Genomic DNA, 12,542 nt, shown 5'->3' with positions numbered 1-12,542 from the left:
CCGCTGCTCATCAGGCCGCCATCCCTTTCCCGTGGGAAGAGGCACGGCTTCGTCGATCGGAGACTCCGACCCGCCTCCTCGCTCCATCGGCACGTTCCACCTCGTTGAGATAACCCATCCTCCTGTTCCGCTGACCGTGTCCACGTCATGCTCACTCTGCAAAAATGGGTAGTGCGAATGGGTAGAACTACACATGTGTTTTGACTCGCCACCAGGTAGACTCTCAGCAGGAACGTTCGCTACGACCTCTTAGATGAACAAAGGAACCCACAATGGAAGAGAAAGTCTACCGCACCGAACTCACGCCGGTTGATTTTTTGTATCGCAGTGCCTCCGTCTTTCCAGACAAAACCGCCGTGGTGCATGGCACCCGGCGCTCTAGCTATCGGCAGTTGGCCGAGCGGGTGAACCGTCTGGCCTCTGGCTTGCGCACTGCTGGCCTCCAGAAGCAGGATCGGGTAGGCTTCTTGTGCCTCAACACGCCTCACCTGCTCGAGGCGCACTTTGCCGTGCCGGCGGCTGGGGGCATTCTGGTGGCCATCAACACCCGGCTCAGTTCCCAGGAGATCGACTACATTCTCAAGCACGCGGGCGTCACCTTCCTGTTCGTCGATGACGAGCTGGCTCCCCTGCTTGCGCCACTCGATCTGGAAGGCATCCGGGTGGTGCCGATTGCGGATACGGGTGTCCCTGATGATCCCTACGAAGCCTTCCTTGCCGAGGGCAGTCCTGAGCCGGTGACCAGTTGGCTGGCCGATGAAGAGGAGACGATCTCGATCAACTATACCTCAGGCACCACCGGCCATCCCAAAGGCGTCATGTACACCTATCGTGGGGTCTATCTCAATGCGCTGGCCGAAGTCATCGAGACCGGCATGCGCAGCGAGAGTGTCTACTTATGGACCTTACCCATGTTCCACTGTAATGGCTGGTGCTTTCCCTGGGCAGTGACGGCGGTCGGGGCGACCCATGTCTGCCTGCGCACGTTCGATCCCGCTCTGGTCTGGGACCTCTTTGAGGCCGAGGGCGTAACCCACTACAACGGAGCACCCACCGTCCAGATCCTGCTGGTCAATCATCCCAAGGCGCATCCTCTCCCCCGGCAGATCACGGTGACTGTGGCGGCAGCTCCTCCCTCCCCCACGCTGCTCGCGCAGATGAAGCACCTGAACTTGCGCCCGATTCACGTCTACGGGCTGACCGAGACCTACGGACCCTACACCATCTGTGAATGGCACAGCGAGTGGGGCCGTCTTCCGGAGGCTGAGCAGGCACGGCTGCTTTCTCGACAGGGGGTAAGCTATGTGACTGCCGATGGCGTGCGGGTCGTCGATGAGACCCTGCACGATGTACCGCGTGATGGGCACAGCATGGGTGAGGTCGTGATGCATGGCAATAATGTGGCCAAAGGCTACTACCAGAATCCGGAGGCGACCGCCACCGCCTTCCGAGGCGGCTGGTTTCACTCGGGCGATCTGGGCGTCTGGCACCCGGATGGCTACATTGAGCTGCGTGACCGGGCCAAAGACATCATCATCTCAGGAGGGGAGAATATCTCCACCATTGAGGTCGAGCAGACGATTGCGCAGCATCCCGCTGTGCTGGAGTGTGCCGTCATCGCCATCCCCGTCGAGGTCTGGGGGGAGCGCCCCAAGGCCTTCGTGACCGTCAGGGAGGGTCACGTCCTGACCGAAGCAGAGTTGCTGGCCTTCTGCCGCGAGCGGCTGGCGCACTTCAAGTGTCCGGTGGCCGTGGAGTTCGGGCCGCTGCCCAAGACATCCACGGGCAAGGTGCAGAAGTTCGTGCTGCGCGAGAAGGAATGGGCGCACTACCAGAAGCGCATCAACTGATCCTTCCGGCACGTGCGCCGGGTGAACCTGGCTGGCTGCGTCTGCTGGCCCAGGCGCCAGGGCGACCGCAAGGCCATACTCACCGTTGATCGCAGGGCGATCGACTTCGTGTACGATTTCTCTATCTCCTCGCATGTAGACCAGTTCAGGCGAGAATGCGAAGCCGCATGGAAGTATATCGAAAGACACATCTACATGATGGCTGAAGCTAAAAACGAACTGGGGAGAAGAGGACTCTGGTTCGGGGCAAACATGCCAACCGGCTACATACCCGATCGGCGCGAAGAGATAGATGGCAGGGAGAATCCCGACTACCGAAAGATTTTCCCTACTGGCCTCACGGCGAGAAAATAGACTGGTTGTACGACAAATTCATGGAGCTAGCAGGCAACGTAACGGGGTTACGTCGAGAAATCGCCAGGCTTCCCTATCTCTTTCCGCCGTTTGAAGACCACATAGACAAGGAAATAGTGAACCGGTGCCCGCTCACAAAGGTACTGGACGAGCACGGGAAGCTCATAGGCTATACAATTGGCTCGGAGAAAGGTTTACGCGATATGCTCGCCAACCCCGTGTACGCCGGTATGTGGGTACACAAAGGGGTGTTAATCCGCAGCGACAACCACGAGCCAGTTGTGAAACTGGGCAAGTTCCTCTACGCGTTCAACCGTTTGTCGCCTACCAACCTGGATGGGACGCCAAATGAGGAGTACCTCGAGAGGTGCAAAAAGTACGTGAAGAAACACCGCTCAGACCAGCCTGCACTACTGAGAAACTGCGTCTTCGCTAAGGATGACCGCTACCGGGTGCGCGTAAAAGACGTCCCCCGCCACGGGAACCAGGCAGATAGCGTGGCCAGGCCATTCTATGGATTCATCCTGAAGAAGGGCATAGGTCAGTCGAGAAAGTACATGATACTAGCGGAGGACGTAGACAACTTCTTCCTGGATTCCCTCAGAGAGCGGCTACTAGAGAGCAATGACTTTGAGGACTTTCTCGACGAGGAAGAGGCGGATCAAACCGCGCGGGCGCAACTGCTAAAAGACATAGACGAACAGGTCAGCGCCGTGAAATCGCTCATGCGCAAGATCGAGTAGCAGATCAGGTCAGGAGTGCTTACGAATGAGCGCCTGCTCCAGGCGGCCAATGACGAGTACAACGGGTTGGAAGTAGAGCTTCAGCGGCTACACACTCGCAGAGGCGAGGTTACCACTACCAAGACCCACGCGCAAAAACGGCGCACCTACAAGCAACTCATGTTCGACGCCGGTGAATATTGGGACGAGGTTGTGCCGCCCGAAGAGTATCCCATCATGGTCGACGCCTTCGTGGAGAAAGTGGTGCTTGACAACATTGCCCCGCGCTTCTACACTATGGCCATATACTGGCGCGATCCCGCGTGGGGTATCGATGAGTTGGTATGTTTCCGATCGGGCAATCCCTCCATAAACTGGACAGCGGAGGAAGACGAGCTGTTGGGGGAGCAGTATCCATCGGCTACGCCGGAGGCGCTACTGAAAATGTTCCCGCACAGGAGCCCCTACGGCATCAAGCATCGCGCGGTACGCCTGGGCCTCGAGACGGAGAAGCCGAAGCCGTGGGGCAAGATGCTCGGCTTTCCGTTCAGCTTACAGGACTACGAGATCATGGAACGGTACGGATTAACGGAGGATGACTTACGCGACGAAGCAGGTGCCAAATTGATAAGTACGGCAAGGTTTGGCAGGATGCGACAGGGATGACGATCCGCGACGGCTACGGCCAGACGGAGACGGTGTTGCTGTGTGGCAATTTCCCACCATTAGAGGTGAAACCGGGTTCGATGGGCAAACCGTCTCCTGGCTTTGATATCGAGGTCATCGACCATGATGGCAACCCGCTTCCACCCAATAAAGAGGGCGATATCGCGGTCAGGATCAAACCCAATCGTCCCACCTGGATGTTTAAAGAGTACTGGCGCAATCCGGATGCGACGAATGCCTGCATTCGCGGCGACTGGTACATCACCGGCGACCGCGCCTATAAGGACGAGGACGGCTACTTCTGGTTCGTGGGCCGCGCCGACGATGTCATCATCAGCGCCGGCTACCGCATTGGCCCCTTCGAGGTCGAGAGCGCGCTGAAGGAGCATCCGGCGGTGGCAGAATCGGCGGTGATTGCCAGCCCTGACGAGATGCGCGGCGAAATCGTGAAAGCCTTCGTCATCCTGGCCCCTGGCTATACTCCCTCGCCCGAACTGGCAAGCGAGCTGCAGGAGCATGTGAAGCGCGTCACGGCCCCCTACAAGTATCCACGCGAGATCGAGTTTGTGGACAGCCTGCCCAAGACGATCTCCGGCAAGATTCGCCGCGTCGAACTGCGCGAGATGGAGCGATAAGAAGAAGCTGGGACAATAGAACTGGTAATTGCCCATAAGATTCTTCGTTGCACTCAGAATGACATGCATGGGCATGCCAGGACACGTCCGGGGCATGTCATTCTGAGTGCAACGAAGAATCCGCGGCCATCCTTTCATTCAGCCGAACCGCCTCATCTGAGCTAGTGAACTTACAGGTAATCACCAGAATAGAATACTTGATAGTTGGCTGGCAGTGCTTGATCTCAGAGCATTTGTTGTGTACAGTTAAACATACACGCAGGATTACAATGCTCTGGGAGAAGAAAGATGGCAGATAATGTACCCGGTGATAAGGCAAAGCAGCCCCGCATCGCCATCGTCGGCGCAGGCATTGCCGGCCTCAACGCGGCTCTGACACTGCAAGATGCCGGCATGACTTGCAGCATTTACGAGGCATCCGACCAGATAGGCGGTCGGATGCGCTCTGATGCGACTACCTGGGCCGATGGTATGGTCACCGACCTATGCGGTGAGTTCATCGATAGCGACCACGATACCCTTCATGCCCTGATCCGGCGCTTCGGACTTTCAATAGTTGACCTGGGCAAGGCAACGGCTCCCGGCGCGCAGAACATCATGTATCTTTTCAACCGCTATTATAGTCCTGACCAGGTTTACCAGGGTTTTGAAACAGTCGGCCCGATCTTACAGAAACAGATTCAAGCAAGTGGCTTTCCCACCACCTACAATCACTATACCGAAACGGGCTACCGTCTCGATCATATGAGCATCTACGATTGGATTCTACAGTATGTCAAGGGAGGGCATGACTCGCCGCTGGGTCGTATGATGAATGGCGCCTGTCGTGGTTATTTTGGCCTGCCAACAAAAGAGCAGAGTTCGCTCAACCTGCTTTATATGTTCGGCTCGTGGATTGATGAGGACGAGGATGAAGAGGACACACCCGGTTCTTCAGGTCCTATGATGGGCAGCATCAGAATCGCGGGCGGCAACCAGCAATTGCCACTTGCCATAGCTCGTACCTTGCCCGATGGATGCATTCATCTCAATCACCGGCTCACGTCGGTCCGACGAGAGAGTGATAACACTGTGATACTGACTTTCGCGACTCCCAATGGTTCTCTTGAGGTTGCCTGTGATCACGCAATTCTAACCTTGCCTTTCAGCACCTTGCGCGAAGTGGACTACTCCCAGGCAGGCTTCGATGCCCTCAAGCAAAAGGCCATCCAGGAGCTTGGATACGGCACCATCTCAAAACTCTTCCTGCAATTCGACACGCCCTACTGGTACCAGAAAGGCCCCTGGCCGCGCAACAACAGCGGCTTCATGATTACCGACCTGGACATCCAGGTCGTCTGGGATGTCTCGCTCGGTCAACCTGGCAAGACGGGCATTCTCGTTGATTACACCAGTGGCGAGGTCGGTGCTTCGTACAACCCGCCCGCACCCTACTCGACTACTAGAGATGCGGAGGTAATACAGCAATATGCCCGGCACTGCCTTGAGGAACTGGAAAAGTTCCTACCCGGCATCAGCGCCCACTACACTGGAGTTGCGGCCTTGAACTATCCAACAGGCGATCCATTCCTGCGTGGAAGCTATTCGTGCTGGCGCGTGGGACAATATACGCTCTTCGCCGGCTACGAGGGCATCCGCCAGGGTCCCATTCACTTCGCGGGCGAGCACTGCTCCGTGAAGTGGCAGGGGTTTATGGAGGGGGCGGCTGAGGAGGGGGCGAGGGCGGCTAGGGAGGTGCTGGGAGATGAAGGCAACAATTAGCTCAACAAATAAAGGCCAGTGCTGCGCACTGGCCTTTATTTGTTGAGCTAATTGTTGCCTTCCAACTTTTCCCCATCCCCATACAAAAAGCAATTCGTCCACCTTCCATCACCAAGCTCGGTGCGACCGGGGAAACGTTCGCTGCACACGGCCATAGCGTGCGGGCAGCGCGGGTGGAAGCGGCATCCAGTAGGAGGCTTGATGAGGCTGGGAATTTCACCACGGGCAGGCAGTTCGGGGGTTTTCTGATCGCCTTCGGGACCGAGACGGTCGGGGTCAGGCGCGGCAGAGATCAGCAATTGCGTATAGGGATGCTTCGGGCGCTGGATCACCTCGTCGCTTGGCCCGCCTTCGACCATCTGACCAGCGTACATCACCAGCGTCTCCTCGGCAAAGTAGCGGGCGCTGGCAATATCATGTGTTATGTAAAGTAGTGCCAGGTGTTCTTCCTCTTTCAGCCGCAGCAGCAGGTTCAGCACATCGAGGCGTATTGAGACATCCAGCATGGAAACCGGCTCGTCGGCCAGCAGCACTTCGGGTTGGACGGCCAATGCACGAGCAATGGCTACGCGCTGCCGTTGCCCACCGCTGAGTTGATGCGGATATTTCTCAATAAATTGTTCCGCCGGACTGAGATTGACGCGCTCAAGCAATGAGAGTATCTGCTCCGTTTCCTGAGCTCTGTTGCGCGCGTGACCATAGATGCGCAGGGGGCGCGAGAGATGGTAGCGCACGTTATGCACCGGGTTGAGCGATGAGAACGGGTCCTGGAAGATCAATTGCACGTGACTGCGATAGTTGCGCAGGTGTGATGCCTCCGATAATTTCGCCGGTTTTCCACGAAAGAGGATCGAGCCGGAAGTCGGGCTATAGAGGCCCGCCAGCATGCGCGCAACGGTGGTTTTGCCGCTGCCGCTCTCGCCTACAAGTGCCGTGACCCGCCCGGGGTAGAGCTTTAGTGATGCATCTTCAACAGCATGTACGGCCTGCTTTCCTGTCAGGGGATTGATAGTGCGCAACGGGAACTCTTTGTGAAGATGGATGGCTTCCAGGATAGGTTCTGGATGAAGTTCGGTATTTGTACTCTCTAATGTCCGGGCAAGATTGTTCATGAGATGCCGCTCCTCTCTGCCAGGGACTCATAGGCTTTTGCCAGGTCGGATGTAGATGGTTGCTCCGCTCTGAAGCGGGAATCATAGAGATGGCAGGCTACGAGCTGATCGGAAGTACCGGCTTCTTTATCTCCATCAGTCCCCATGCCGGAAGCAGGTTGCAGGATTGGCAAGACCGAGTGACACGCCTCGAAAGCCAGGGGGCAGCGCGGGTGAAAGGCGCATCCCGGTGGTACCGCGCGCAGGTCGGGCGGCGAGCCTGGAATGCCAGACATTTTGCGGCGCGGCCCGTGCAGCGAGGGGAACGAGTTGAGCAGGCCATAGCTGTATGGGTGACGCGGATGCAGGTAGAGATCGCGGGTCGATGCCTTCTCGACGATGCGCCCGGCGTACATGATGGCGACATTATCAGCAAGTTCGAGCAGGAGCGAGAGATCATGCGTGATGAAGATTACGGAAAAGCTCAGCTTCTCGCGCAGGCGTATGATTTCGGTCAGGATTTCACGCTGCACCACCACATCCAGCGCCGTGGTTGGTTCGTCCATGATGAGAACTTCGGGCGAGAGCGCCAGGGCGATGGCGATAATAGCGCGCTGGCGCATGCCGCCGGAGAGTTCATGCGGATAGCTGCGAAGGCGATCCGGGGCGATGCCGACGAGTTGAAAGAGTTCGACGGCGCGGCGTTTGCGCGAATCGGGTCCCATCTGGGGACGATGAGTACGCAGCACGTCCATAATCTGGGCGCCGACCGTCATGACGGGATTAAGCGCGTTCATGGCGCTCTGGAAAACAATAGCCAGCTCATCCCAGCGAATAGCGCGTAGTTGTTTGGGAGATAATTGCAACAGGTCAATCGGTTGCGAGCCATCGCCTGAATGATGCCGCGCATTGCGGCCCCAGCGTCTTCTCGCGCCATTCATGCCATTACTGCCCCTACCAGCATCATTTTCCTGTTGCTCATCCGTGGGAAGTTGAGTGACCGTAATGCGCGAGGCATCTTTGTCGTTCTCAGAGGGATGTGGATAATACAGAATTTCACCGCCGGTGATCTCGGCAGGCGGCCTGAGCAGGCGCGTGATGGCATAGGCCAGGGTCGATTTGCCGCTGCCACTTTCACCGGCCAGGCCGAGAATCTCACCCCGCTGCAGCGTGAAGCTGACATCGGTAACGGCGTGTACCGTTCCGTTCGAGGCCAGGTAATCAACGTTGAGATGCTTCACTTCGAGAAGCGTGTTGTTCGAAATAGACGCGGGCGTTTCGGTTGCCATGTGCCACCAGCTTTCTTGCCTCGTCACTGCACTGTCATTGCGATAGAATTTTGAACGCCATTTTCACTATTATGCCACAGCTTTCCTGTGTTTTGCCAGTTTTTTGGGACGTTCTGGACGCAGGCGCGGGTCAGCGATTTCATCAATGCCGAAGTTGATGAGCGAGAGGCCCGCACCCAGGATGGCGATGCAGGCGCCAGGGGGAATGAACCACCACCAGAGGCCACCACCAAGCGCCCCGGCCTGCTGCGCCCAGTAGAGCATGCCGCCCCAGCTGGGAATCGTACCGTCGCCGAGGCCGAGGAATTCCAGCGCCGCCCAGGTGAGTATCACATAGATAGTGGTGCTGACAAAACCCGCGACGACCAGGCCGATCTCATTGGGGAATATCTCGAAGAAGATGATACGCCAGGGACGTTCTCCACTGGCATGGGCAGCAGTGACGAATTCGCGGCTGCGCATCGACAGCGTTTGCGAACGCAGCACTCGCGCCTGCCAGGCCCAGTTGGTAACGACGATTACCAGGGAGATCGTCAATGGGCCACGCGGGAAATAGGCCGCCAGCACAATCGCCAGGGGAAGCGCGGGCAGCACCAGCGAGACATTGGTGAGCAACGTCAACACGTCATCCATCACACCGCCAACATAGCCGCCAACCATACCGACCAGCACCGAGAGCAACGTGACCAGCACTCCGGTTCCCAACCCCCAGAAGACGCTGGTGCGCGTGGCATAAATCAACTGGCTGAAGATATCCTGCCCGACAACGGTGGTGCCGAGCCAGTGCGACGCGGAAGGAGAGGCGATGAACAGGTTTGATGTCGCATCAGGATTGTAAGGCGCGAAGAATGGCCCAAAGAGTCCAACCAGGATGAAGATGCCGACAATCGCGCTACCTACCGCAACCCTGGGGCTTGAAGTCATCGCGCGCCAGGTGGCCAGCGGCACACGCAGGATGCGAGCTTGCAGTGTATCACCGGGTAGAAGTGCCACCGGTAGGGAAGATGCTACCGGCTCTCCTGCTTTGCCGGGTACTTCTTGAATTTGCATGCTCAGACGCTCCTTTCCACACGCACTCGTGGATCGAGGAAGGCATACAACAGATCGGCCAGAAAGTTCGCGCCCAGCACGGCCAGCGTAATAATCAGGAAGACGCCCTGCACCATTGCATAATCCTGCTGGTTCACGGCCTGCAGCAGCGCGTATCCAATGCCGGGATACGAGAACACCATTTCGGTGAGCAACTGCCCGCCGACAATCGCGCCAATGGCGATTGCGAAGCCGGTAATATTGGGCAGGACAGCATTGCGAGCTGCATAGCGGAACATTACGCGGCCCTCGGATAATCCTTTGGCCTTCGCCATCAGGACGTAGTCTTCGGAAAGCGTCGTAATCATCGAATTGCGCATCGTCAGCATCCAGCCGGCCAGCGAAGAAATGACCAGCGTCAAAGCAGGCAGGAAGGCATACTGGATGGCGCTGCTGATAAAATCAAACGACCAGCCAGGATTGAGGTCCGCCGCGTCGTAGCCGCCGGCCAGCGGGAACCAGTTCAGCGTATAGGCGAAGATAAAGAGCGTAAAGAGCGCCAGCCAGAAGTAAGGAATGGCAGAGAGAAAATTCATGGCAGGTGAGAGAAATGTATCCAGAGCGGAGCCGCGTTTCCAGGCAGTAATGATGCCAAACAGACAGCCGAGGGTAAAGCTGATGATAACGGCGACTCCGCCCAGCATGATTGACCAGCCGATATCTTGCTTGATGAGCGCCGCGACGGGCGTGGGGAAATATTGAATGGAAACGCCCAGGTTGCCGTGCAGCAAATTGCCAAGATATTTGAAGTATTGCAGCCACAAGGGATCGTGCGTGTTCAGGCCAAACATGGCCGCGAGCGTCTGCTGCATCTGCGGGGTAACGTAGCCCTTGGTCGACATCTTCCCCACCAGCGCCGCGACAGGATCACCGGGCGCCAGGCGTGGGATGAAAAAATCGAGTGTGATCGCTATCCAGACTGCACAAACATAGAACAAAAAGCGGCGGATCACATGACGCATCTGGCTGCTCCTTTCCCGGCCACCTCTATCATGAAGCATACTTTCAGATATTATACGCTTTTTCGTGCCATCCTACAGATATGGGAGTGGCTGGCACTTCTTTTGCAAGCTTGCAAAACGCTGGAGTAGGGGCCAGGTGATGCACTTTGACAAACTACTCCGGCAAGGGATGAAAGGCCAATTCTGATTTTTGACGAACTACTCCGGCAAGAGACATAGGACCGATCATGAATTTTCACTAACCAGTCCGGCAACGGGCGCGAGCCGATGAATCGGCCCCTACGCGGCTTCGCCGCGGGGTCCCGTAGGGGCCGATTCATCGGCCCCAGGATTACCAGAGTAATTTGTTCAATTGCATTATCTGGCCCTACCTCTTATCGTATAGGATCACGCGGGCTGCAGGTGCAGGACAACCTGTTCGATATCAGGGGCAGTGTTCGGGCTGCCGCTGGAATATGGGTTGCTCTGGTCGGGCCAGCCGGTGAAGTGAGCAGTGCTGTACTCATCGTAGTCAGCTCCGGTCCACAACGGGATGAACGGCTGGTTCTGCACGAAAATCTGCTCGATGCCCATGATAGCCTGCTTTTGCACAGTCGGATCAGTGCTTGAAGCGTACTGGTTCAGGTACTGATCGGTCTTAGGATCGTTCCAGGCTACAAAGTTGAATTTGCCCTGGCCGATCTCATTGCTGTTCAGGTACTGATTGTACAGGTAGTACGGTGTAGGACCACCCACCATACCACAGAACATCAACTGGTAGTCATACTTGCCATCGGTGCGCAGGGTATAGTAATTGTCTTCGCCAACCGTCGTATTTTTGATTTCGATGCCAACCGCTTTGGCTTCGGAAGCGATCAATTGCGCCGCCGCATTCCAGTCTGAATAGCTGTCAACGCTTCGCAGCGTGAGCGATAATCGCTTACCGTTTTTCTGGTAGATGCCATCAGGACCTTTCGTGTAACCTGCATCGGTCAGGTACTTTTCTGCTGTGGCAGTGTCAGCTGTTGTGGGCAGGCTGGCATACTGGGGGGCCAGCCAGTTCTGGGCGGTAGGAAGTACCAGGCCTGTGATGCTGCCCGGAGGTTCCAGGCCGGCAGTCGCCTGCGCCGCGATCGCGCTGCGGTCAAGGGCGTAGCTGAGCGCCAGGCGAACCGGCAGGCCAGCTGTGCCGCCAACCACCGGATCACGCTGGTTGACACAGATGGAATAGAGGTTGATGGCATCCATGAAGAGGTGATTATGCGTTGGGTCTTTGTCTACGAAATCCTGCTTGAGCGTGGGCGAGAAGTACCCGGCCCAATCGATATCACCCCTTGGCAGCGCCAGCGCCAGGGTCGAGTTATCTTTATACTCCGGGAACTGAACCTCATCTACTTTGACCCTGCCGGCCTGCCAGTAGTTCGGATTCTTGTCGAACACTGCCAGGGATGGTTGGTACTTAGTCAGAGTGAATGGACCGGTACCGACAGGATGGTCGGTGAGATACTTGGTCGGGTCGCCTACGTTGGCAAAAATGTGCTGTGGAATGATGTACACGTGCCCGGCAATCGTCACCAATTCAGGCGGATAAGCCTTCTGGAAATTCATCACTACAGTATTGGCATCGGGCGCCGTCACGCTGCTGAGATAGCTCCAGACGCCGTTGGTATCCGCAGCCGGATACTGTTTCATCGCATTGAAAGTAAACGCGACATCATTAGCTGTAAACGGCTTGTTGTCGTTCCATTTGACACCCTGACGAATTGTGAAGGTGACCGTTGTATTGTTGTTGCTCCACGCATAATTGGTGGCCAGCATCGGCGTGAACGAACCATCATTCACGTTCACAAAGTACAGGGTTTCATACACCAGGCCGAGGACGCCCGCGTTGGGATGACCATTATATGGATTCCAACCAGACTGAGCGAAATCGTAGGACTGGGCAGCTACTTTGAGTATTGACTTGCCACCGGAATTGTTGGTGGAACCACTGCTGCCACAGGCCGAGAGGATCAACATAAAAATGACCAGCAGAGAGAATGGTACGGCAGTAAACTTGATCTTCAACCCTGAAGACGGACCGGGGAGAGCCTTGGGAGTCATTTGCAACCTCCTACCGCTAAAAGAATGGATCAGTTCAACGA

12 protein-coding genes are annotated in these 12,542 nt (G+C 56.7%); 6 read left to right on the top strand and 6 right to left on the bottom strand.

The annotated features are described in order from the left end of the window. Positions 1-195, bottom strand: a 195-nt coding sequence (locus VFA09_25050) for a hypothetical protein (GenBank protein ID HZU70565.1), incomplete at its 3' end; no start/stop codon positions are given. Between the two features lie 77 nt (positions 196-272). Here VFA09_25050 and VFA09_25045 point away from each other — a divergent pair. The 6 genes from VFA09_25045 to VFA09_25020 all read left to right on the top strand — a co-directional run bounded on the left by VFA09_25045 (position 273) and on the right by VFA09_25020 (position 5,988). Beyond that, entirely contained in the window at positions 273-1,850 is a 1,578-nt protein-coding gene (locus VFA09_25045; GenBank protein ID HZU70564.1) for an acyl--CoA ligase family protein, read from the top strand. Between the two features lie 12 nt (positions 1,851-1,862). Next, positions 1,863-2,204 carry a hypothetical protein gene (locus tag VFA09_25040; protein ID HZU70563.1) on the top strand — a complete coding sequence of 114 codons (342 nt, stop codon included), beginning with the start codon at positions 1,863-1,865 and terminating at the stop codon, positions 2,202-2,204. A gap of 5 nt (positions 2,205-2,209) precedes the next feature. Beyond that, on the top strand, positions 2,210-2,947 hold the full coding sequence (locus VFA09_25035; protein ID HZU70562.1) for a hypothetical protein: 738 nt from the start codon (positions 2,210-2,212) through the stop codon (positions 2,945-2,947). A 15-nt stretch (positions 2,948-2,962) separates the two neighbouring features. Beyond that, entirely contained in the window at positions 2,963-3,592 is a 630-nt protein-coding gene (locus tag VFA09_25030) for a hypothetical protein (protein HZU70561.1), read from the top strand. Continuing rightward, positions 3,589-4,227 (top strand): AMP-binding protein, encoded by a 639-nt coding sequence (locus VFA09_25025; protein ID HZU70560.1) that lies wholly within the window; start codon positions 3,589-3,591, stop codon positions 4,225-4,227. The genes VFA09_25030 and VFA09_25025 overlap by 4 nt, the downstream gene beginning before the upstream one ends. A gap of 288 nt (positions 4,228-4,515) precedes the next feature. Next, complete coding sequence (locus tag VFA09_25020; protein ID HZU70559.1) at positions 4,516-5,988, top strand: NAD(P)/FAD-dependent oxidoreductase; 1,473 nt, start codon at positions 4,516-4,518, stop codon at positions 5,986-5,988. A gap of 47 nt (positions 5,989-6,035) precedes the next feature. On the opposite strand, the gene VFA09_25015 is transcribed toward VFA09_25020, so the two are convergent. From VFA09_25015 to VFA09_24995, 5 genes are all read right to left on the bottom strand, one after another. Continuing rightward, positions 6,036-7,100, bottom strand: a complete 1,065-nt coding sequence (locus VFA09_25015; protein HZU70558.1) for an ABC transporter ATP-binding protein — start codon at positions 7,098-7,100, stop codon at positions 6,036-6,038. After that, on the bottom strand, positions 7,097-8,368 hold the full coding sequence (locus VFA09_25010; GenBank protein ID HZU70557.1) for an ABC transporter ATP-binding protein: 1,272 nt from the start codon (positions 8,366-8,368) through the stop codon (positions 7,097-7,099). The genes VFA09_25015 and VFA09_25010 overlap by 4 nt, the downstream gene beginning before the upstream one ends. A 69-nt stretch (positions 8,369-8,437) precedes the next feature. Beyond that, positions 8,438-9,418 (bottom strand): ABC transporter permease, encoded by a 981-nt coding sequence (locus VFA09_25005; GenBank protein ID HZU70556.1) that lies wholly within the window; start codon positions 9,416-9,418, stop codon positions 8,438-8,440. A gap of 2 nt (positions 9,419-9,420) precedes the next feature. Further along, positions 9,421-10,419 (bottom strand): ABC transporter permease, encoded by a 999-nt coding sequence (locus VFA09_25000; protein HZU70555.1) that lies wholly within the window; start codon positions 10,417-10,419, stop codon positions 9,421-9,423. 387 nt (positions 10,420-10,806) lie between these two features. Further along, positions 10,807-12,501, bottom strand: coding sequence for an ABC transporter substrate-binding protein (locus VFA09_24995; protein ID HZU70554.1), 1,695 nt, complete (start codon positions 12,499-12,501; stop codon positions 10,807-10,809). Positions 12,502-12,542: the final 41 nt, after the last annotated feature.

It is taken from the genome of Ktedonobacteraceae bacterium, assembly GCA_035653615.1.
In the GTDB taxonomy this organism is placed as follows: domain Bacteria; phylum Chloroflexota; class Ktedonobacteria; order Ktedonobacterales; family Ktedonobacteraceae; genus DASRBN01.
The sequence above is the reverse complement of the archived record's forward strand: the minus strand, read 5'-3'. Positions and strand labels throughout refer to the sequence as shown.

Bases quoted from the DNA above. Each gene is read 5' to 3' on its own strand.
- VFA09_25045 (HZU70564.1), top strand. From the start codon at position 273: ATGGAAGAGAAAGTCTACCGCACCGAACTCACGCCGGTTGATTTTTTG.
- VFA09_25025 (HZU70560.1), top strand. From the start codon at position 3,589: ATGACGATCCGCGACGGCTACGGCCAGACGGAGACGGTGTTGCTGTGT.
- VFA09_25020 (HZU70559.1), top strand. From the start codon at position 4,516: ATGGCAGATAATGTACCCGGTGATAAGGCAAAGCAGCCCCGCATCGCC.
- VFA09_25015 (HZU70558.1), bottom strand. From the start codon at position 7,100: ATGAACAATCTTGCCCGGACATTAGAGAGTACAAATACCGAACTTCAT.
- VFA09_25010 (HZU70557.1), bottom strand. From the start codon at position 8,368: ATGGCAACCGAAACGCCCGCGTCTATTTCGAACAACACGCTTCTCGAA.
- VFA09_25005 (HZU70556.1), bottom strand. From the start codon at position 9,418: ATGCAAATTCAAGAAGTACCCGGCAAAGCAGGAGAGCCGGTAGCATCT.
- VFA09_25000 (HZU70555.1), bottom strand. From the start codon at position 10,419: ATGCGTCATGTGATCCGCCGCTTTTTGTTCTATGTTTGTGCAGTCTGG.
- VFA09_24995 (HZU70554.1), bottom strand. From the start codon at position 12,501: ATGACTCCCAAGGCTCTCCCCGGTCCGTCTTCAGGGTTGAAGATCAAG.